This is a genomic window from Mesorhizobium sp. M0244, from assembly GCF_040321795.1.
GTDB lineage: Bacteria > Pseudomonadota > Alphaproteobacteria > Rhizobiales > Rhizobiaceae > Mesorhizobium.
In genome coordinates, this window is record NZ_JAMYSE010000006.1 from 1 (window position 1) to 20,269 (window position 20,269).

Consider the following 20,269-nt stretch of genomic DNA (forward strand, 5'->3'; position numbering starts at 1 on the left):
CCCGCGGAGCCGCCCGCCCAGCCCCAAGCCGGGGCTAGGCCCTGGTCACCGCCCCGGAGCTTGGCGCGGGCGCGCCCGCCGACACGGGGTGAGGATTTGTCGTCACGGCGCAGCGCAGGGCCCACGAACAGGAATGCAGCCCCTTCAACAAGTTCGACCAGCGTCTTGGCGCGCTCCTTCAAGCCCGGCAAAGCGGCAAGCAATTGCGCCTTGCGTCTGTCGTCGAGGCGCGCGGCGATCGCCGGACCGCCTTCGAGATAGGGCAGAGTGGCGATGAAGATATCGAGCAGCGCCGCGTCATTCATGCGGCGCATATGCACGCCGTTCAGCGCCTCGAGCTTGGCGAAGTCGAAACGGGCGGCGCCCTTGTTGACGTCGCCGATGTCGAACCATGCAATCATGTCGGCGATCGACATGATCTCGTCGTCGCCATGGCTCCAGCCAAGCCTCGCCAGATAGTTGAGCAGCGCCTCCGGCAGGTAGCCCATGGCGCGATAAGCCTCGACGCCGAGCGCACCGTGCCGCTTCGACAGCTTGGCGCCGTCGGCACCGTGGATCAGCGGGATATGCGACATCGACGGCACCTCCCAGCCCATGGCGCGATAGATCACCGTCTGGCGGGCGGCGTTGGTCAAATGGTCGTCGCCGCGGATGATGTGGGTGACGCCCATGTCGTGATCGTCGACGACGACGGCATGCATGTAGGTCGGATTGCCGTCCGAGCGCAGAATAATGAAATCATCGAGATCCTTGTTGGGGAAGCGGACCTCGCCTTGCACGAGATCATGCACCACCGTCTCGCCGTCTGTCGGCGCCTTGATGCGGATCGCCCCCTTTGCGCCGGCCGGCGCCTCCGACGGGTCGCGGTCGCGCCAGCGGCCGTCATAGCGGGGAGGCAGCCCCTTGGCCCGCGCGCTCTCGCGCATTGCTTCCAGCTCGGCAGGCGTCGCATAACAGTAATAGGCTTTGCCCATGCGGACGAGCTCCTCGGCCACCTCGCGATGGCGCGGCGCGCGCTCGAACTGCGACACCGGCTTCCCGTCCCATGTCAGGCCCAGCCAGGAAAGCCCGTCGAGAATGGCCGCGGTTGCCGCATCGGTGGAGCGCTCGCGGTCGGTGTCCTCGATGCGCAGCAGCATCGTGCCGCCTGTGTGCTTGGCATACAGCCAGTTGAACAGCGCCGTGCGCGCGCCGCCGATATGCAGGTAGCCGGTGGGCGAAGGGGCAAAACGGGTGACGACCTTGTCGGGCATGGAACTCTCAGGCAGGCGAAGGAAGTGGGTTTGCGGACTTTCGCGCGTTGCGCGTTCATGTAGCATAGGGGGTCGAGGGCGCAAGGGGCAGACCCGATGGCTGTGCGAGGCCGGGTTGCAGGCAAGGGCGAGGACGCGGTCAACGGCGTCAGCGAACGTTTGCTGTTTGCCACGCCCCTGCCTGTCCTGCCGGCACCGGCATCGCTGCCCGCTCCGCGCATTGATCCCCGGATCCTGCCGGCGGGCGATCCAGCAACGGTTACGGTGCCTGCGGTCGAGCCCATCGTGCGTCTGCGCCGGCGCTGGCGGCTCCTTGCACCGTCCAGCATCCGCAAGGGCGTAGCCTCGGCGGCCGGCCTTGAACTCGACCGCGGCGTCGCCTTCTTGCTGGTGCCGGTGTTCCTGGCATGCGGGGTGGTTGTGTATTTCTCGCTGGCGGTGGAGCCGTCCTTTCCACAGCCGATCGCAATCGTGCTCCTCGCGGCGCTTTGTGCCGTCCTCTCGCGGTCGTGGCCCAGAACCCGCCTGTGCTTCATGGTGGCGTTGCTCTGCGCGCTTGGCGTGCTTGCCGCCAAGTTCGAGACCTGGCGTGTCGGAACGCATATGCTCGGTTCCGAAATCTCGACGCGGCTGACGGGTCGCGTCGTGTCGTTCGAGCCCATGGCGAGCGGCCGCATCAGGCTGACGATCGACGTGATCTCGACCGCCCGGCCGACACTGCGCTACATGCCGGAACGGGTCCGCGTTTCGGCGATGAAGATACCGGCTGAGCTGACCGCAGGTTCCGAGATCACCGGCTATGTGCGGCTGCTGCCGCCGACCGGCCCGGTGCGGCCCGACAGCTACGACTTCTCCTTCGACAGCTATTTTGCCGGTATCGGCGGCAGCGGCTTTTTCCTCGGCAATCCAAAAGTCGTGCCGTCGGGCGGCATGCCGCTTGCTGCGCGGCTTTCTTCGGCGGTCGAGGATGCCCGCGAATCGATCGCCGACCATATCCGCAGCCGCATCGGCGGCGCCGAGGGGGAAATTGCAGCCGCGCTGATCGTCGGCGTGCGCGCCGGCATTCCCGAGGAGATCAACGAAGCGATGCGGCGTACCGGCATCTACCACATCATCTCCATCTCAGGGCTGCATATGGCGTTGGTCGCCGGCACCATCATGGCCCTCCTGCGCGGCGCCTTTGCGCTGTTTCCCAACTTCTCATCGCGACGGCCGGTCAAGAAATATGCCGCAGCCGCCGCGCTTTTTTCGATTGCGGCGTACCTCGTCTTTTCCGGCATCGTGGTGGCGGCCGAACGCAGCTTCATCATGCTGGCGGTGATGCTTATCGCCGTGCTGTTCGACCGGGCCGCGCTCACCATGCGCAATCTGGCGATCTCGGCCATCGCGGTCATCCTGGTGTCGCCGCACGAGGTGGTCGGTCCGAGTTTCCAGATGTCCTTCGCCGCGACTGCGGCCCTTGTCGGCGCCTATGCCGGCTGGTCCGATTACCGCGCCGGCAGGGCCACCACGCCGCCACCGCGGCGGTCGCCGCTACGCTTCGCCACCCGAAAGGTTCTGTTGGGCATGGGCGGCCTCGCGATGACCTCGATCATTGCAGGGGGCGCCACGGCGCTTTTCGCTATATGGCATTTCCAGCGCGTGGCGCCGCTCAGCCTGTTCGCCAATCTGGCGATCATGCCCATTGTCTCGCTGGTCGTCATGCCTTGCGCGGTCCTCAGCGCGCTGGCGATGCCGTTCGGCGCGGATGGGCCTTTCCTCTATGTGATGGGCAAGGGGCTGACGGCGATGATCGCCCTGTCCGGATGGATCTCCGAGCGCTCGCCGATCGACGCGGTCGGGCTGATTTCGCTGAGATCGGTCCTTCTGGTGACGATCGGTCTCATAATTGCCAGCATGGCCACGACCTGGCTGCGGCTCGCGGCACTTCCTTTCGCGCTCGCCGGCTTGCTGACGACTACGCAGACGCGCGCACCCGACGTATTGATCTCGGAGGACGCACGGCTGGTCGCGCTGCCGATCGGCAGCGGTGAACTCGCGGTCAACCGAGCACGCCCGAATGAATTCACCATCGACAACTGGAAACGCGCCCTGACCTCCGAGGCCATCGTCGCGCCGGAAACACCGGGAAAGAACGACCCGCAATTCGACATTGCCGACCCAGCCGATCTGCCAGCGGGCATGCCTTTCATTTGCACGGAGGGCCTCTGCCTTGCCCGCCATCCATCCGGTGCGATTGTCGCGCAAGCCAAGGACCGGGATACTGCGCGGCCAGCCTGTGCTTTTGCCAGTTTGATCGTCATCGACGACGCCACCGCCCATAACCCCTGCTACTACGACCGGCTGGTCCTCGTCGTCACCAAACGGCAACTGGCGCGCGCGGGAAGTGCCGCCGTGTATTTCGATCCACAAGCGGCAACGCGCGCAGAAATCCGCTTCGCGGTCGAAAAATCATACCGGCCCTGGCATATGCAGCGGAAGTTTTCACGCGAGGCCAGAGGCCTGCCGCCATATCGCAAGGCCGACAAGCCTAAAGCCGGCACCACACCCAAGGGCGCAACTCAGTAGCGGCGGATCAGCCCGACGAGTTTGCCTTGCACCTTGACCCTGTCTGGCCCGAAGATGCGCGTCTCATAGGCCGGATTAGCGGCTTCCAGGGCGATCGAGGCGCCCTTGCGGCGGAACCGCTTCAGCGTCGCTTCCTCCTCGTCGACCAGAGCCACCACGATCTCACCGGGGCTCGCCGTATCGGCATTGCGGATGATGACCGTGTCGCCGTCGAAAATGCCGGCCTCGATCATCGAATCGCCTTTGACCTCAAGCGCATAATGCTCGCCGCCCATGATCATGTCCGGCGGCACGGAGATCGAATGCGTCTGGTGCTGGATGGCGTCGATCGGCACACCGGCGGCGATGCGGCCCATCACCGGGATCGACACGGCGACGACGACATCGTCGTCATTGCCGGCTGCAGGGACGCGCGACGATGTCGGCTTGCCTTGCCGTCCCAGGCTGCCCTGCCCAGGACCGCCTTGCCCAAGACTGCCCTGGATGACGCTCGGCGAGAACTTGCGTGCCGCATTGAGGCCTGGGGCGATCGAGTCGGGCAGGCGCAGCACCTCCAGGGCACGGGCCCGGTTGGGCAAACGGCGAATGAAGCCGCGCTCCTCCAGCGCCGTTATCAGCCGGTGGATTCCTGATTTGGAAGCCAGGTCGAGCGCTTCCTTCATCTCGTCGAAGGAGGGCGGGATACCGCTTTCCTTAAGCCTTTCGTGGATGAACATCAGCAGTTCGTGTTGTTTGCGTGTCAGCATAGCGACCCCCAACAGAATCAGAAAAACAAACCCAGAACAAACACTATCTGTTCCATTTGTGTTCCGCAACTGTTTAAAGTTTAATGAATGTGTTGACGGTTTGTTCAGCGTAACATCAGCACGTCGCAGGGAGCATCCGCCGCCGCGGCGGGTGCGAACGGTGCGCGAACGATCAGCCCGTTCGCATCGGCCAGCATTTTCAGCATTGAGGAATCCTGAATGCCGAACGGCGTCGCCACCAGCGTGCCGGCGTCGTGCCTGACAACAGCCCGCACATAATCCTGCCTGAGATCATTGGCCGGCATGGCAGCGCCGAGCCGCGCCCGACGTATATCCTGCTGAAAGGCCCGGCCGCCGAGCCGCGCCAGCAGCGGCTTCAGGAAGAGCTGGGTGCCGACCAGGCTTGCCACCGGATTGCCGGGCAGGCCGATGCAGCGGATGTCGCCCAGCCGCCCGAACATCAGCGGCTTGCCGGGCCGCATGGCGATCTTCCAGAAATCGAGGGTCATGCCTTGCCCGGTCAGCACGTCATGGACGAAGTCGTGGTCACCGACCGAGGCACCACCCAGCGTGACGATGACATTCGCGCCGGCCTTCACCGCCTTTGTCACCAGCGCAGCGATCGCCTCCTTGCGGTCCGGCGCGATGCCGAGATCGAGCGCGCGCGCGCCGACCGACTGTGCGGCGGCGGCGACGCCATAGGCGTTTGACGAGATGATCTGGTCGGGGCCAAGCTCGCTGCCCGGCGGCAGCAATTCGTCGCCGGTGGCGATGATGGCGACCAGCGGCCGCTTGACCACGCAGACCTCGGGGTGGTTGGCCGATGCTGCCAGTGACAAGGCCGCCGGATCTAGCAGGCGGCCCTGGCCCAGCAGGACGTCGCCCTTGGCGAAATCAAGCCCGAGGCGGCGGATGTTGCGCCCTTGCACCGTCGGCTCCGTCACTTCGACGCTGCCGCCGCCGAGGTCGCGGACGTTCTCCTGGATGACGATGGTGTCGGCGCCTTCGGGAAGCGGCGCGCCGGTAAAGATGCGTACGGCTTGCCCTTGCTGCACCGCCCCGGCAAAGCCGCGTCCGGCTGGCGCCATGCCGATCACCGAAAGCTTTGCTGGTAGGGACGCGATATCGGCGGCCCGCACGGCATAGCCGTCCATGGCGGAGGCATTGAACGGCGGCTGGGTGCGGAGCGCCACAACCGGCTCCGCCAGCACGCGGTCTGCGGCATCCAGCAGTGCGACGCGTTCGCCCGGCAGCGCTGCTGCGCCGTGCAGCAGGCGCTCGAGCGCCTCGGCAACTGGGACCAGCGCCATTATCGGCCCGCCCCGGTGGTCCCATCTCCGGTGACCCCGGTGACCTTGTAGTCGCCGGATTTGCCGCCGGTCTTTTCAACCAGCCTGATGCCGGAGATAACCATGGCACGGTCGACCGCCTTGGCCATGTCATAGATCGTCAGGCAAGCTACCGAGACGGCCGTGAGCGCCTCCATCTCGACTCCGGTCTTGCCGGTAACGCGGGTCAGTGCTGTCACCTTCAGGCCGGGCAGCGCCGCGTCCGGCTCGATATCGACGGATATCTTGGTCAGCAGCAGCGGATGACAGAGCGGGATCAATTCATGCGTCTTCTTGGCCGCCATGATACCGGCGATGCGCGCGGTGCCCAGGACATCGCCCTTCTTGGCATCGCCGGCGAGGATCATGTCCAGCGTCTCGGGCCGCATCGAGACGAAGCCCTCTGCGACTGCCGTGCGCACCGTCTCAGCCTTGTCGCCGACATCGACCATGTTGGCTTCGCCCTGTGCGCCAAGATGGGTGAGGGCGGCCGCCATCCTCAGACCGCCTTAGAGCGACGTGCGTCCGTTTGGACGCACAAAGTACGCTCTAACACTTTGAATCTATGCATCGTGCTCTCCGAAAATCGACTCCGATTTTCGGGCCGATGCATTGGCCGGCGCCTTGCCCGTCAAAAGCAGGCGCGTTGCCGCGGTCACGTCCTGTTGACGCATCAGGCTCTCGCCGACCAGGAAAGTGGCGATGCCGCTCCGCTCCAGCCGGCGGCAATCCTCATGCGAAAAGATGCCGCTCTCGCTGACCAGCAGGCGGTCGGCCGGCACCATTGCGGCCAGCCGTTCCGAGGTCTCGAGGCTGGTTTCGAAGGTCCGCAGATTGCGGTTGTTGATACCGATCAGCCGCGACGACAGCCGCAGCGCGCGTTCCATTTCGGCCTCGTCATGCACCTCGACCAGCGCGTCCATGCCGAGCTCGAAAGCTGTCGCTTCGAGTTCCCTTGCCACCGCGTCGGCGACGCTGGCCATGATGATCAGGATGGCGTCGGCGCCCCATGCCCTGGCCTCGTAGACCTGATAGGGGTCGAACAGGAAATCCTTGCGCAAGGCTGGCAACTCGACGGCAGCGCGCGCAGTGGTGAGGAATTCGGGCGCGCCCTGGAAGGAGGGTGCGTCGGTCAGCACCGAAAGGCAGGCGGCACCGCCTTTCGCATAGGCCCTGGCCAGCGCCGGCGGATCGAAATCGGCGCGGATCAGGCCCTTGGACGGGCTTGCTTTCTTGATTTCGGCGATCAGCGCGAACCTGCCGGATTTGCGCCTGGCCTCAAGAGCGGAGAGAAAGCCGCGCGGCGCATCGGCGTCCTTGGCCCGCGCCTTGATCTCGGCAAACGGCGCGCGCGCCTTGGCCGCCGCGATCTCGTCGCGCTTGTAGGCCTCGATCTTGCGCAGGATATCGGACATAGCCCTAACCGTTCGAAATCTCGACCAGCCTGTCGAGCACTTTCAGCGCGCGGCCGCTGTCGATGGCCTGCGCCGCCGTCACCATGCCGTCGGCAAGCGTCGTCGCCTTGCCGGCCACCACCAGCCCGGCGCCGGCATTCATCAGCACCGTATCGCGAAAGGCGCCGGCAGCGCCGCCCAGCATATCGCGCAGCGCCTGGGCATTGTGGGCGGCGTCGCCGCCGCGCAACTCGTCCTTGGTGTGACGCTTCAGCCCGACGGCTTCCGGCGTCAGCATAAAGCTGCGGATCTCGCCGCCGGACAGTTCGGCGACCTGCGTCTCGCCGGTGGTGGTGATCTCGTCATAGCCGTCGCCATGGACGACCCAGGCGTGGTCGGCACCAAGCGCCTTCAACGTTTCTGCCACCGGCATGATCCATTCGGGCAGGAACACGCCGACCATCTGCCGTCTGACACTGGCCGGATTGGAAAGCGGGCCCAGCAGGTTGAAGATGGTGCGGGTGCCGAGCTCGACCCGGATCGGGCCGACATGCTTCATCGCCGGGTGATGCGCCGGCGCGAACATGAAGCCGACTCCGGCCTCTTGGATGCAGCGGCCGATCGTCTCCGGAGGGATGTCGATCTTGACGCCCAATGCGATCAGCACATCGGCGGCGCCGGTCAGCGAGGACAGTCCGCGGTTGCCGTGCTTGGCGACGGGCACGCCGCTGCCGGCGATGACGAAGGCGGATGCGGTCGAAATGTTGACGCTGTGCGAATTGTCGCCGCCGGTGCCGACAATGTCGATGGCGCCCTCGGGGGCGTCGACGCGCAGCATCTTGGCGCGCATGGTGGCGACGGCGCCGGAGATCTCGCTGACCGTCTCACCGCGCACGCGCAATGCCATCAGGAAGCCGCCGATCTGGCCGGGTGTGGCGTCGCCGGACATGATGATGTCGAAGGCCTCGCGTGCCTCCTCGAAAGAAAGGGCGCTGCCGGCGGCGACCTTGGCGATGTGATTCTTCAGCGCGCTCATCTGGCCAGGGCTTGGGTTACGGCCGTCTGATCGATGCGGACGTCATATTGCGTCTGCAACTGCGCCACCAATTGGTCGAGCAGGTCGTCGGACATACCGGAGGTGAAGGATTTCTGAGCGTCCTGGGGTACTGAGCTGGCGTCGGCCCCGGCAGGCTCGAACACCTCGGCGACCTTGAACAGGATCTGTCCGTCGCCCGTAGGCGAGGGGATCAGCCCGGTCCCGCCTTCGCCGACGCCGAACATCGCGGCGGCCCCTTCCTTGCCGAAATCGACGTCGTCAGCATCGCGCTTGACGCCGCGCTTGGTCTGCTTTTCGAGCTTGAGCTCACCGGCGATCACCTCGAGCGTGGTGCCAGCCTTGAGACGCTTCTCGAGCTCTTGCGCTTTTGCGGTGAGCCGTTTGGTAGTCTCCGCCGCGGTCCAATCGGCCACGACCTTCTGGCGGACTTCATCCAACGTGCGGTCACGGGCCGGCGTGATCGCGCTCACGTCGTAGAAGACGAAGCCGTTATCGGCGGTGGTGAGACCTTCATTGTCGGTTCCGGGTTCGGATTCGAACACCGCCTTGATGAGCTGTGGCGATTCCGGCAGGTCTTTGACGATGGTTCCATCCGGCCGTTGGCCGGTGCGGTCGATGGCGTCGATGGTGACGACCTTCAGCTTCAATTTGGCGGCTGCCTCAGCGAGCGAACCGCCCGAGGCGCGCGTATCCTCGTAATTGTCGTGCACGTCCAACAAGATGCGGCTTGCCTCGCCTAGAGCCAGGTCCTTGCGGATCTGCTCGGACACTTCGGCCCGCGGCTTCACCACTTCGGGCTTGATCTCGGTGACGCGCAGCAGAACGGGGCCGAAGGCGCCTTGTACGACCGGACTGACTTCATTGACGTTGAGCTTGAAGGCAGCATCGGCAACCGCCTTGTCGGCGATCTTGTCCTTGGCCAGCGTGCCGAGCAGCGTGTCGGCCGGCGTCTTGCCTTCGGCGGCGACGATCTTGTCGAAGGTCGCGCCGGTCTTGAGCGAATCGAGCGCCGCCTTTGCGGCATCAGGCGTTTTGAACACAAGCTGCTCGATGGTGCGCATCTCCGGCGTGGTGTAGCGCGCCTTGTTCTTGTTGTAGTCGTCGCTGACCTGTTGGTCGGTCACTGCGCTCAAATCCATGATGTCTTCCGGTTCGAGCCTGACATAGGAGAACTTGCGGTATTCGGGCGCGGCGTAGGTTTTCTTGTTTTCCCCGAAATAGGCCGAAAGCACGCTGTCGGACGGCGCTTCTATCGGTTCGACAAGCGATTTCGGCAAGGTCAGGTAGTCGATGGTGCGATCTTCGCCGCGGTAGAGCGCGACCGCCCTGAAGAATGTATCCGGGGCCTTGAGGCCATCCGAAACCGCCTCGACGATCTGCTGGCGGACCGCCACCTGGGCGCGGTTCTTCAAATAGTCTTCCGGCCGCATGCCGATCTGCCGAAGCAGATACTCGAAGGTTCTCCTGTCGAAGGTTCCGCCAGGCCCTTTGAACGCCGGGTCTTCACGCGTCAGTTCGGCGAGCCGGTCCTTGGACAGGCCGAGGCCGAGCTTGCGGGCCTGCTCGTCGAGCACGGCGCCGGACACGAGTTGCGCCAGAACCTGGTTGTCGATGCCGAGCGCCGTCGCCTGCTCACGGCTGATGCGCTGACCGAATTGCTGCGACATGACGCTGAGCTGGCGATCATAGGCGAGGCGGTATTCGTTGATCGAGACCTTGGTGCCCCCGGCCGTAATCACGGCGTCATGGCCGGCAAAACCGCCCATCAGCCGCCCCGAGATGCCCCAGATGGCGAAGCTCAACACCAGCAAGGACAGCAGCAGTTTCGCGACCCAGGTCCCCGCCGCGCTTCTCAACATACCAAGCATGAGTACTTCCGATTTTTGCGCATTTCGCATGCGCCGAGTCTGAAACAAGCGCAATAGCGCCCTTCCTGCTCACTGTCGATTGCTTTGTGGCCTGATTTTGATAGTGAGGGCCAGCCGAAAGTTGCCCGGAGAAACAAATCCCATGACGCCTGGAATTCGCCCGCTCGTCGCCGGCAACTGGAAAATGAACGGCACCAGCGCCTCGCTCAACGAGCTCAGGATGATCGGCAACGGTTTCATGAGCGGGCTCGACGCAGAAACCGAAGCGGTGGTCTGCGTGCCGGCGACCTTGCTTGCGCATGCCGCCGAGATTTTGTCGCGCACGCCGGTCCGCGCCGGCGGCGAGGATTGCCACACCGAGGAAAGTGGCGCCTATACCGGCTGTATTTCGGCCGAGATGCTGAAGGATGCAGGTGCCAGCCATGTCATCGTCGGCCATTCCGAATGCCGTGCCGATCGCAAGGAGGACGATGCCATAGTGCAGGCCAAGGCCTCCGCCGCATGGCGCGCCGGGCTGGTGGCCATCATCTGCATTGGTGAGACAAGAGCCGAACGCGAAGCAGGAGCCGCGCTCGACGTGCTGTCGCGTCAGGTTGCGGGCTCGGTTCCGCCAAATGCCACGGCTTCCAACGCCGTTATTGCCTATGAGCCGGTATGGGCGATCGGCACCGGCTTGACCCCGACCGCCGCCGACGTCGCCGAGGCGCATGCACATATCCGCGAAGAACTGGCGCGGAAGCTCGGCAATACGGCAGCCAAGATGCGCATTCTCTACGGCGGCTCGGTCAAGCCGTCCAACGCCGTCGAGCTGCTCGGCGTCAGGAATGTCGACGGCGCGCTGGTCGGCGGCGCCAGCCTGAAGGCGGCGGACTTCCTCGGCATCGCGGAAGCCTATCGAAATGTCGCTTGATACCGGGACTGCTTCCTGGATTTGAGCGGACGGCCGGCGCCGAAATCGTTGCAAAGGACGCATTGCTTCCCATATTCCGGCCACGGGCTTGGAAATGCCGTCAAAGCATTGTATTGAGCCGCCTCCAAATCAGCGGCCGCGCAAGGCCTTGCCAGGATAAATTATGGAAACCGTACTGATCGTCGTCCACCTCATGGTCGTGCTCGCGCTTGTCGGCGTGGTGCTGCTGCAGCGCTCCGAAGGCGGCGGCCTCGGCATCGGCGGCGGATCGGGCTTCATGACCGCGCGTGGCGCCGCCAATGCGCTGACGCGGGCGACGGCGATCCTGGCTGCGGCTTTCTTCGTCACTTCGCTGACACTGTCGATCGTAGCGCGCTATGGCGAGAAGCCGATCGACATTCTCGATCGCGTGCCAGCGACCTCGGACGGGGCTGGCAAGGGCGTGCTCAACCAATTGCCCGGAACCACGACGCCGACGCCGCCTTCGGGCAACACGGCGCCGACCCCGCCGTCCGGCAATGGCGCGGCAACGACGCCTCCGGCAACCGCTCCGGCGACGCCGCCAGCGACAAACGGCGGGACCGCGCCGGCTACGCCGCAGGTCCCCAACCAGTAATCGGGCATCTTATCCGCGATCTGTTGTCGTTTGAACACAGTCGCGGCAAATGCCGCACGATCACGAAGATTCGACCGCGCCGCACGCTTGAGGCGCCTCCGGCTAATCGATTATAGATTGCGCGCGGCATTTTCGGCGTCCTTGGGGGGCGCCGGGCGGCGCCGTGGGCAACAAGCATTGAACGATCGGATCTTCCCCATGCAGCTTCGCAGCTTCATTTTTGCCGGCCTTTGTGCCGTGCTCAGCCTAGGTGCGCCCGCTTACGCGGCTATGCCGACGGCAAATTCGGCTCATAAAGCCGCAACAACAACCGACGTTGTCAACGTCGCTGCCAAAAGCGATGCGGCGACACTGAAGCTTCTCAAGAAGAAGAAAGATCCGACGCCGGACGACCTTGCGCAGATTCGCAAGATCGAAGCCAAGATCGCAGCCGACAAGGAAGCCGCTCGCACCAAGGCGGTCGAGGCCAGGAAGCTGGCGATGCGCGAGGCGGCGAAAGCCAAGGCCGATGCGGAACGGCAGGCATTCCTTGCCAAGACGAGCCAGTCGGTGGCGGCGGCCAAGGTGGCCGACGCCAAGCCGGCTAAGAAGAAGACCGTCAATATCATCGAGCCGATTGCACCCATTACGCCCATTGCGCCGATCCAGTCGGCCGAGCCGATCCCGGCCGAGGCCATGAACGTTGCGCTGACCGGCAATAATGGCGAGTTGCGTAGCGAAGCGGTCGGGCAGAAGCCGCAGAGCGTCGGGCTGTTCGCGGGACTGTTCGGCGGCACGTCCTCTTCGTCGACCTCGCTGCTTCCAGAAACACGCGCGCTCGACGCCGCGCTCGAAAGGAAGCAGGCCAAGCGGCAGTTCAAGGTCAAGCCGGAATTCGTGCCGCAGGAGGTCGAATTCACCGGCTACAACCCCGGCACCATCGTCATCGATACCGGCGCCCGCCGTCTCTACCTCGTCGAATCATTGTCAACCGCCCGCCGTTATGCCATTGCGGTCGGCCGGGAAGGCCTGCAGTTCAAGGGTATGGTTGCCGTCGGCGACAAGCAGGAATGGCCGCGCTGGATTCCGACGCTGGATATGCAAAAGCGCGAACCCAAGCATTATGGGCAGTACAAGGACGGTATGCCCGGCGGCGGCGACAACCCGCTCGGCGCGCGCGCCATCTATCTCTACGACGGCAAGAAGGACACCCATCTGCGCATTCACGGCACCATCGCGCCGCAGTCGATCGGAACCAGCGCCTCCAATGGCTGCTTCCGCATGATCAATGAGCACGTCATGGACCTTTACCGCCGGGTGAAAGTAGGCACCAAGGTCGTCATCATCTGACGCCTGGACAGATCGTGCCAAAAGGGCCGGCCTCGCCGGCCCTTTTGTTTTGATACGCCAACGACCAGAGCGCCTTCTTGGGAAAAAGCCTTCGCGGCGGTTTTTTCTCTGGCGGAATCAATTCGGCCGCGTTAAGCGATGACTCCCATGGCGCGATATGTATTCATCACAGGCGGCGTGGTTTCCTCACTTGGAAAAGGCATTGCTGCAGCGGCCCTTGGGGCTCTCTTGCAGGCGCGAGGCTATCGCGCACGCATTAAAAAGCTCGATCCCTATCTCAATGTCGATCCCGGCACGATGTCGCCCTACCAGCATGGCGAAGTCTTCGTCACCGATGACGGGGCCGAGACCGATCTCGATCTTGGCCATTATGAGCGCTTCACCGGCCGCTCGGCCAACCAGCAGGACAACATCACCACCGGCCGCATCTACAAGAATATCATCGAGCGCGAGCGGCGCGGCGACTATCTCGGCGCCACCGTGCAGGTCATTCCGCACGTCACCGACGAGATCAAGAACTTCGTCCTCAACGGCAATGACGACTACGATTTCGTGCTGTGCGAGATCGGCGGCACCGTCGGCGACATCGAGGCGATGCCGTTCCTGGAGGCGATCCGCCAACTCGGCAACGACCTGCCGCGCAACAACGCCGTCTACGTCCACCTGACCTTGATGCCTTATATCCCGACGGCGGGCGAACTGAAGACCAAGCCGACGCAGCATTCGGTCAAGGAGTTGCGCGGCATCGGCATTGCGCCCGATATCCTGCTGGTCCGCGCCGACCGGCCGATCCCCAAGGAAGAGCGCAGAAAATTGTCGCTGTTCTGCAATGTCCGCGAAAGCGCTGTCATCCAGGCGCTCGACGTGCCGCATATCTATGACGTGCCGATGGCCTATCACAATGAAGGGCTGGATTCGGAAGTGCTGGCCGCCTTCGGCATCGATCCGGCGCCGAAGCCGCGCATGGAACGGTGGCAAGCGGTGTCCAACCGCATCCACAATCCGGAAGGCGAGGTTACCATTGCCGTCGTCGGCAAATATACCGGCCTCAAGGACGCCTACAAATCGCTGATCGAGGCGCTGTCGCATGGCGGCCTCGCCAACCGCGTCAAAGTCAAGCTCGACTGGATCGAGAGCGAGATATTCGAGAAGGAAGACCCGGCGCCGTGGCTGGAAAAGGTCCATGGTATTCTCGTCCCCGGCGGTTTTGGCGAGCGCGGCTCGGAGGGCAAGATCCTGGCGGCGAAGTTCGCGCGCGAGCGCAAGGTGCCGTATTTCGGCATCTGCTTCGGCATGCAGATGGCCTGCATCGAGGCGGCGCGTTCGCTGGCCGGCGTCGATCACGCATCATCGACCGAGTTCGGTCCAACCGAGGAGCCGGTCGTCGGCTTGATGACCGAATGGCTGAAGGGCAACATGCTGGAAAAGCGCAGGGAAACCGGCGACCTCGGCGGTACCATGCGGCTCGGTGCCTACCAGGCCGATCTCGCCAAGGGATCGAAGATCGCCGAGATCTATGGCGATACGCAGATTTCCGAACGCCATCGCCACCGCTACGAGGTCAATGTCGACTACAAGGAGCGGCTCGAGGATTGCGGTCTGGTGTTTGCCGGCATGTCGCCGGATGGCGTGCTGCCGGAAACGGTCGAATATCCCGACCATCCCTGGTTCATCGGCGTGCAGTATCATCCCGAGTTGAAAAGCCGGCCGCTCGATCCGCACCCGCTGTTTGCCAGCTTCATCGAGGCGGCGGTAGAGCAGTCGCGGCTGGTCTAGACTAGCCGCCGATGCAAACTTACGTCGCGCTGCTCTACAGCATCATCCTGGGCGAGGGGCGGCGGGTCGTCATGTCCGATCTGAAGGCGATGGCCGAAGGCCTGGACCTGAACAACCCGCGCACGCTGGTGGCGACCGGCAATCTGGTCTTCGAGGCGCAGGAGACAGAACTCGCGGCGTTGGAGCAGCGGCTGGAGGCGGCGTTCGCAAAGACTTTCGGCCGCCACGTCGACATCATCGTGCGCCGCGCCGACGGCTGGCTGAGGCTGGCGGCCGGCAATCCGTTCCCCGCCGAATCGGCTGAAGCCGCGGACCAGGTGGCGGTGCGCGTGATGCGGGCTCCCGTTCCCGTCGAGGCCGCCGCGGCGCTTGAGGCCTATGTCGGCAAGGACGAGAAACTGCGGATTGTCGGCGGCGACATCTGGATCTTCTTTTCGCGCGAAACGCCCAGTTCGCGGCTGCTTTCGGCGACAAGCCACAAACGCCTCGGCATCGGCACTTCGCGCAACTGGAACACCGTGCGCCGCCTGGCCGAGATGGTCGCAGAATGAACGGGGCGGCTCGCGCCGCCCCGAATCCGTTTAGGCCTTGGCCATCTTGGCCCCGGCACCGAGTGCCATCGTGCGCAGCACGTAATAGATGACGCCGGCAATTGCCACGCCGAAGAACCAGCCATAGACGCCCCACCATAACGGCAGCACGCTGGTGAAGTTGGGCAGGATCGAGGAGAAGACAGCGCCGATACCGGCGGCGATGAAGGCATTGACATGCCAGCCGCCCTGGAAGCGGAATTCGCCATTCTCCCTGTAGAGCGCCTCGACGTCGACCTCGCCCTTCCGGATCAGGTAATAGTCGACCATCATCACGCCGAAGATCGGCCCCATCGTCGCGCCAATGATGTTGACGAAGGAGGCGGCACTGCCTTCCCAGGGCGCGAAGGGATAGAGCACCAGCGCGATCAGCGCCGCGATGTAGCCGCCCTTCTTGAAGTCGATCTGCCGTGGAAAGACGTTGGAGAAGTCGAAGGCGGGCGACACGAAGTTCGCCACGACATTGATGCCCAGCGTCGCCACCGCAAAGGTCAGGGCTGCCAGCGCCGCCAGGAACCAGCTGTCGAATTTCGCCGAGATCTGGTCGGGATGCAGCAGCACTTCGCCATAAACATCGAAGGCGGCGATGGTGGTGACGCCGGCAACCAGCGAGAACAGGATGAGGTTGACCGGCAAGCCCCAGATGTTGCCCTTGCGCAGCGATGCCTTGTCCGGCGCATAGCGGGCGAAATCGCAGAAGTTGAGATAGAGCGCAGAGAAATAGGTCACCCAGATCGCCGCCACCGCAAACAGTGAGGTCCAGGAGCCAGGCGTGCCGGGCACGCCCGCGTCCTTGGTCTTGTCGAGCAGCACGTCCATAGGGATGTCGCTGGTGAAGGCGAAGGTGCCGGCCTTGATGCAGAGATAGATCGCCAGGATCAGCATCATCACCCACACCGCAGGGCCGGCCCAGTCCTGGAAGCGGCGCACCGTTTCCATGCCTCTTTGGATGATCAGGAGCTGCAGCGCCCAGATCACCGCGAAGCAGATCACTTCGAGACCGGTGTGGCCGAGGAAGTGCGTGTTTTGATTAAAGTCGGCGAACCATTGCGAGCGGATCAGCAACGCCACGATTGCGCCGGAAGCTGCCGCGGTCTGCGCGCCGTACCAGAAGCAGGCGACGATGGCGCGCACCAGCGCCGGTATGTTGGCGCCCCAGATGCCGAAGGAAGCACGCGCCAAGACGGGGTAGGGCACCCCGGTCTTCACGCCGGCATAGCCGACCAAATTCATCAGCACGTAGATGATCAGCGAACCGATGCCGATGGCGATGATGAAGTTGACGAAGCCGCCGCAAAACAGGAACAGGCTTGCCGCGAGATAGTAGCCCCACAGGCTGTGGACGTCCGACGTCCAGACGTTGAAGATCGAGAACGGTCCCCAGTTTCGAACCTTCGCCGGGGCGAGATCCTCATTGTACAGGTCCGGTGATGCACCTTGTATGGTCATTGCTATGTCCTCCCCTTGTTACCGCACGCGCCTCCACGCATGGCACGCAGGTTAAGCCTGACGCAGGGGAACCGGCAAGCAATCGATTTGCCGGCTTTGGACTTAAAGACATTCAATGAGAAACGCGCTTATCGGCGTGGCGTCGTTGAGCTTCTAGCGCCGGCGATTCGCTGGGCTGACACCAATCGCTCGACCTAAGCTCCAGAGTCCACCTTGTGCGTGATCAGGGCGGCAAGCTTTTTGGGCGCTTGTGCGCGATAACTCTCATCGAGCCATGACTTCAGTTGTCCGATCGGTGGCAGTTCGTCCGGTGCTGGTTCGAACGTCACCCATCCGCTCTTGCCAAGGCCGTACTCCGTCGGCGACGCATAGTGGAGCGTTCTCGCCTCGTCGCCGCTGTAGGGGAGTTTGAGGGAGATGCTGAATGGTTCGCCTTCCAGACTCAAATAAGCAAAGGTCTTGCCTTTCACCGCGAGATCGTCGTGACCAGACCACGGACTCTTTGTCTCGGCGCCTGGAAAGGTGAGGCCGAAGGCGCGCAGCTCCTTGAGAACGGCATCGGTGGAAGCAGGCGATCTCTTTCTCATCAACTCTCCTCCAGCGCATTGACGCCAAGCAAAACCGGCTAATATCAACAGATAGACTGGATATCAGCAATAACGCTTGGATGGACCGGCAGGTGCACGGCCCGACTTCTATGGAGTTACGCTGGCCGGCACACAGGTGTCTTCGATCGCCGTTGGGGACCGGGCGTCGCTTTACATCGAGATGGCGGCCGATCGTGATCAAGAGACCGCCAATGCCTCGAAATTGGCGTCGAGCCAGTCTATTGCGCCGGTCACGTCTTTGAGGACATAGGTCGCGGCCGTCGGTCCGGTCGGCTTCACGCGGATGGAGATGCCGCCAACTTCGTTGGTCGCCTCGAAACCGTGTTCGTCCGATGTGTCGTCTCCGAGGAATATCGGCCGCCTGCCGACAAAGGGCGGAATCTCCATAAAACGCCGGATGGCGGCTCCTTTGACGGCTTCCAGAGGCATGAGCTCGACGCCGGCGTTTCCCGGAAGCACCCGGTAACCCTTCGGAAGCCGGGCCAACGCCTGTTCGACAAGCTGGATTGCGGGCGCAAGCAGTTGCGGCGCTGCTCTTGTATGGACGGCGAGGACCGGACCCTTGCGCTCCACATAGACCTTGCCGCTGCCCAGTTCGGCCTCGATCTCGTCGGCAAGGGCGGCGATGTCGGCCGGAGCGTCAGCGGCATCGATCGGACCGGTCGGCGTCAGCCGGTGCTCCAGCCCATAGAGTCCGGCAATCCTCAGCTTCAGCGGCTGAAACAACCTGTCCACGGCGGAGATCGAGCGGCCGGTGATGAAGGCGACCGCACCATCCAGCCGCCGCTCGATGCGTCCAAGCAGATTGCGCAATTCCTCGCCGACGAATACTGCGTCTGGATGGGCAGCGTGCTCCAGCAGGGTCCCGTCGATGTCGAGGAAGAGCGCCCATTGCCCTTCCGGCAGATTCGGCGCCGGCGGCTGTTCGAAATCCGTCACGACGCCGTCCTCCGTGCCCGCTCGAACATCGAGATGACGTTGTTGGTGTTTGATGGCGGCCGCTCGCCAGTTCCAGTCACCCTGTCGAGATCGCCGCGTTTGCGCAGGCGCGCAGCATCCAGCAGCATGCTGCCGGCCCAGCGGTAGACATTGTTGTCGCGGACCATCTCGCGCATCGGCCGCAAACGCTCGCGCTGCTCTTCCGGCGTCATCGTCAGCGCCTGCAACAGCGCCTCACTCATCATGGCCGCGTCGTAGGGGTTGACGATCAGTGCTTCCAGCAATTCGCGCGAGGCGCCGGCGAAGGTGCTGAGCAAAAGCACGCCCTGTTCGTCGTCGCGCGCTGCGACGAATTCCTTGGCGACAAGGTTCATGCCGTCATGCAGGCTGGTGACCATACAGATGTCGGCGGCGCGATAGACCTCGTACACCTGCTCTTGCCGATGATGTTCGGCGACCATCAGGATAGGACTGTATGTCTCGCTGCCATAGCGCCGGTTGAGCTCTTCGGCATAGCGGCGGCATTCGTCATGGAGTTGCTGGTAGGCCGGCAATGTCCCCCGGCTCGGCGCCGCGATCTGCAGGAAAACCACCTTGCCTATCCATTCGGGATATCTCGTGAACAATTCGTCCAAGGCATGGAAGCGATCGAGAATGCCTTTCGTGTAGTCGAGGCGCTCGACGCCAACGCATAGTTTGGTATCCGTAGACAGGCCGAATCTATCGCGGACACGAGCGCGGCACTCCTCGACAGACGGCAAACTTGCCAGCAATTGGGCCGGCCATTCTATGGAAATGGGATAGGCGTGGACCAATGTCGTCTGTCCGCCATAGGAGATTGCCGCGTCTGCCCGTTCTATGCGGCTCTCCAGAAAGCGGTCGACACTTTCGGTGAAGTTGTTGGCATGGAACTGGGTGTGAAAGCCGATGATCGAACTGCCGAGCAGTCCTTCCAGGATCCGCTCACGCCACGGACAGATGCTGAACACTTCCGAATTGGGCCACGGGATATGCCAGAAGGTGATGATGATCGCGTCCGGCAGGCGCTGACGGATCATGCGCGGCAGCAGCGCGAAGTGGTAGTCCTGCACCAGCACGATCGGCCTTTCGTTGCGTGCTTCGGCAACCACCGTATCGGCGAACTTGCGGTTGACGGCCTCGTAAGCGTCCCAGTCCGAGGCGCGAAAGATCGGGCGGGTGAAGGCAATATGGCAAAGCGGCCATAGGCCTTCATTGGCGAAGCCCAGATAATAGCCCTGATGTTCCTCCTCCGTCAGCCAGACCCTGCGCAGCGTGTAGGACGGATTGCCTGGCGGCACCTGCACCCGGTCGTCCTTGTCGACCGTGAGACGGTCTGCCGTTCCGCCGCCATAGGCGATCCAGGTGCCGGCACAGGCGCGGGTGATGGGCTCAAGTGCCGACACCAGCCCGCTGGCCGGCACCAAAAGTTGGACCCCGTCATCCTTGATGTTGTGGATGTAGGGTTCGCGGTTGGACACCACGATGACCTGTGCGTCCGGCAGGTCGTCGGCCAGGATCTTGCGCAATGTGTCGGGCGACCATGTGACCAGCGCCGCGTCGGCCGACTGGCCGTTCTTTTCGAATTCGCGCAGCACCTTGCGTGCCGCTTCCGACGCGACATCCTCGCTCGGCGTGTATGCGGCCGCCGTTGCGCGGCCGCGGCGCTGGCGGGATATCGATAATAGAATGGCAAAAGCGGAAAAGCCAAAACTTGCAATCAGCAAAACCCAGAGCAGGTCTACAGTATAGTCTGACATCGAATGTGATCTCGCCTCCGGCCGGCCGATAGCCGTTTTTATTTGTTTTTCTGGTTCGCT

17 protein-coding genes are annotated in these 20,269 nt (G+C 63.5%); 6 read left to right on the forward strand and 11 right to left on the reverse strand.

The features are described 5' to 3' along the window. A partial coding sequence (gltX, locus tag NKJ08_RS06870) for a glutamate--tRNA ligase (RefSeq protein WP_352781567.1) occupies positions 1-1,253 on the reverse strand: 1,253 nt, incomplete at its 3' end. A 96-nt stretch (positions 1,254-1,349) separates the two neighbouring features. On the opposite strand from gltX, the gene NKJ08_RS06875 reads away from it, so the two are divergent. Further along, the gene (locus NKJ08_RS06875) at positions 1,350-3,821 is read left to right on the forward strand and encodes a ComEC/Rec2 family competence protein (RefSeq protein WP_352779972.1); all 2,472 of its coding nucleotides are present in this window, start codon (positions 1,350-1,352) and stop codon (positions 3,819-3,821) included. On the opposite strand, the gene lexA is transcribed toward NKJ08_RS06875, so the two are convergent. The 6 genes from lexA to NKJ08_RS06905 all read right to left on the reverse strand — a co-directional run bounded on the left by lexA (position 3,815) and on the right by NKJ08_RS06905 (position 10,214). Beyond that, positions 3,815-4,567 carry a transcriptional repressor LexA gene (lexA, locus tag NKJ08_RS06880; RefSeq protein ID WP_352523593.1) on the reverse strand — a complete coding sequence of 251 codons (753 nt, stop codon included), beginning with the start codon at positions 4,565-4,567 and terminating at the stop codon, positions 3,815-3,817. The genes NKJ08_RS06875 and lexA overlap by 7 nt on opposite strands. Positions 4,568-4,671: 104 nt before the next feature. Beyond that, positions 4,672-5,877 carry a molybdopterin molybdotransferase MoeA gene (locus NKJ08_RS06885; RefSeq protein WP_352781568.1) on the reverse strand — a complete coding sequence of 402 codons (1,206 nt, stop codon included), beginning with the start codon at positions 5,875-5,877 and terminating at the stop codon, positions 4,672-4,674. Further along, positions 5,877-6,392 (reverse strand): cyclic pyranopterin monophosphate synthase MoaC, encoded by a 516-nt coding sequence (gene moaC, locus NKJ08_RS06890; protein ID WP_352523597.1) that lies wholly within the window; start codon positions 6,390-6,392, stop codon positions 5,877-5,879. Before moaC ends, NKJ08_RS06885 begins: the two co-directional genes overlap by 1 nt. A 66-nt stretch (positions 6,393-6,458) precedes the next feature. Continuing rightward, the gene (trpC, locus tag NKJ08_RS06895) at positions 6,459-7,310 is read right to left on the reverse strand and encodes an indole-3-glycerol phosphate synthase TrpC (RefSeq protein ID WP_352523599.1); all 852 of its coding nucleotides are present in this window, start codon (positions 7,308-7,310) and stop codon (positions 6,459-6,461) included. A 4-nt stretch (positions 7,311-7,314) separates the two neighbouring features. Beyond that, positions 7,315-8,325 carry an anthranilate phosphoribosyltransferase gene (trpD, locus tag NKJ08_RS06900; RefSeq protein ID WP_352779969.1) on the reverse strand — a complete coding sequence of 337 codons (1,011 nt, stop codon included), beginning with the start codon at positions 8,323-8,325 and terminating at the stop codon, positions 7,315-7,317. Further along, positions 8,322-10,214 (reverse strand): SurA N-terminal domain-containing protein, encoded by a 1,893-nt coding sequence (locus tag NKJ08_RS06905; RefSeq protein WP_352779967.1) that lies wholly within the window; start codon positions 10,212-10,214, stop codon positions 8,322-8,324. Before NKJ08_RS06905 ends, trpD begins: the two co-directional genes overlap by 4 nt. A gap of 142 nt (positions 10,215-10,356) precedes the next feature. Between NKJ08_RS06905 and tpiA the strand changes: the two genes are divergently transcribed. From tpiA to NKJ08_RS06930, 5 genes are all read left to right on the forward strand, one after another. Further along, positions 10,357-11,124, forward strand: coding sequence for a triose-phosphate isomerase (tpiA, locus tag NKJ08_RS06910; RefSeq protein WP_352779965.1), 768 nt, complete (start codon positions 10,357-10,359; stop codon positions 11,122-11,124). Positions 11,125-11,287: 163 nt separating this feature from the next. Continuing rightward, on the forward strand, positions 11,288-11,740 hold the full coding sequence (gene secG / locus NKJ08_RS06915) for a preprotein translocase subunit SecG (RefSeq protein WP_352779963.1): 453 nt from the start codon (positions 11,288-11,290) through the stop codon (positions 11,738-11,740). 198 nt (positions 11,741-11,938) lie between these two features. After that, on the forward strand, positions 11,939-13,069 hold the full coding sequence (locus NKJ08_RS06920; protein WP_352779961.1) for a L,D-transpeptidase: 1,131 nt from the start codon (positions 11,939-11,941) through the stop codon (positions 13,067-13,069). A gap of 147 nt (positions 13,070-13,216) precedes the next feature. Next, on the forward strand, positions 13,217-14,845 hold the full coding sequence (pyrG, locus tag NKJ08_RS06925) for a CTP synthase (RefSeq protein ID WP_352523608.1): 1,629 nt from the start codon (positions 13,217-13,219) through the stop codon (positions 14,843-14,845). Positions 14,846-14,856: 11 nt separating this feature from the next. Then, positions 14,857-15,396, forward strand: coding sequence for a DUF1697 domain-containing protein (locus tag NKJ08_RS06930; RefSeq protein ID WP_352779957.1), 540 nt, complete (start codon positions 14,857-14,859; stop codon positions 15,394-15,396). Positions 15,397-15,426: 30 nt separating this feature from the next. Here NKJ08_RS06930 and NKJ08_RS06935 read toward each other — a convergent pair whose 3' ends face one another. The 4 genes from NKJ08_RS06935 to NKJ08_RS06950 form a co-directional block, all read right to left on the reverse strand. Further along, positions 15,427-16,884 carry an NCS1 family nucleobase:cation symporter-1 gene (locus tag NKJ08_RS06935; protein WP_352523612.1) on the reverse strand — a complete coding sequence of 486 codons (1,458 nt, stop codon included), beginning with the start codon at positions 16,882-16,884 and terminating at the stop codon, positions 15,427-15,429. A 194-nt stretch (positions 16,885-17,078) separates the two neighbouring features. Continuing rightward, complete coding sequence (locus NKJ08_RS06940; RefSeq protein WP_352779955.1) at positions 17,079-17,471, reverse strand: MmcQ/YjbR family DNA-binding protein; 393 nt, start codon at positions 17,469-17,471, stop codon at positions 17,079-17,081. Between the two features lie 198 nt (positions 17,472-17,669). Further along, on the reverse strand, positions 17,670-18,431 hold the full coding sequence (gene otsB, locus NKJ08_RS06945; RefSeq protein WP_352523617.1) for a trehalose-phosphatase: 762 nt from the start codon (positions 18,429-18,431) through the stop codon (positions 17,670-17,672). After that, on the reverse strand, positions 18,428-20,209 hold the full coding sequence (locus NKJ08_RS06950) for an alpha,alpha-trehalose-phosphate synthase (UDP-forming) (RefSeq protein ID WP_352779952.1): 1,782 nt from the start codon (positions 20,207-20,209) through the stop codon (positions 18,428-18,430). The genes otsB and NKJ08_RS06950 overlap by 4 nt, the downstream gene beginning before the upstream one ends. Positions 20,210-20,269: the final 60 nt, after the last annotated feature.

Coding starts and splice junctions, on each gene's coding strand:
- NKJ08_RS06905 (WP_352779967.1), bottom strand. CDS start 10,214: ATGCTTGGTATGTTGAGAAGCGCGGCGGGGACCTGGGTCGCGAAACTG.
- lexA (WP_352523593.1), bottom strand. CDS start 4,567: ATGCTGACACGCAAACAACACGAACTGCTGATGTTCATCCACGAAAGG.
- NKJ08_RS06940 (WP_352779955.1), bottom strand. CDS start 17,471: ATGAGAAAGAGATCGCCTGCTTCCACCGATGCCGTTCTCAAGGAGCTG.
- secG (WP_352779963.1), top strand. CDS start 11,288: ATGGAAACCGTACTGATCGTCGTCCACCTCATGGTCGTGCTCGCGCTT.
- NKJ08_RS06935 (WP_352523612.1), bottom strand. CDS start 16,884: ATGACCATACAAGGTGCATCACCGGACCTGTACAATGAGGATCTCGCC.
- moaC (WP_352523597.1), bottom strand. CDS start 6,392: ATGGCGGCCGCCCTCACCCATCTTGGCGCACAGGGCGAAGCCAACATG.
- NKJ08_RS06885 (WP_352781568.1), bottom strand. CDS start 5,877: ATGGCGCTGGTCCCAGTTGCCGAGGCGCTCGAGCGCCTGCTGCACGGC.
- NKJ08_RS06920 (WP_352779961.1), top strand. CDS start 11,939: ATGCAGCTTCGCAGCTTCATTTTTGCCGGCCTTTGTGCCGTGCTCAGC.
- tpiA (WP_352779965.1), top strand. CDS start 10,357: ATGACGCCTGGAATTCGCCCGCTCGTCGCCGGCAACTGGAAAATGAAC.
- NKJ08_RS06930 (WP_352779957.1), top strand. CDS start 14,857: ATGCAAACTTACGTCGCGCTGCTCTACAGCATCATCCTGGGCGAGGGG.
- trpC (WP_352523599.1), bottom strand. CDS start 7,310: ATGTCCGATATCCTGCGCAAGATCGAGGCCTACAAGCGCGACGAGATC.
- pyrG (WP_352523608.1), top strand. CDS start 13,217: ATGGCGCGATATGTATTCATCACAGGCGGCGTGGTTTCCTCACTTGGA.
- NKJ08_RS06950 (WP_352779952.1), bottom strand. CDS start 20,209: ATGTCAGACTATACTGTAGACCTGCTCTGGGTTTTGCTGATTGCAAGT.
- trpD (WP_352779969.1), bottom strand. CDS start 8,325: ATGAGCGCGCTGAAGAATCACATCGCCAAGGTCGCCGCCGGCAGCGCC.
- NKJ08_RS06875 (WP_352779972.1), top strand. CDS start 1,350: ATGGCTGTGCGAGGCCGGGTTGCAGGCAAGGGCGAGGACGCGGTCAAC.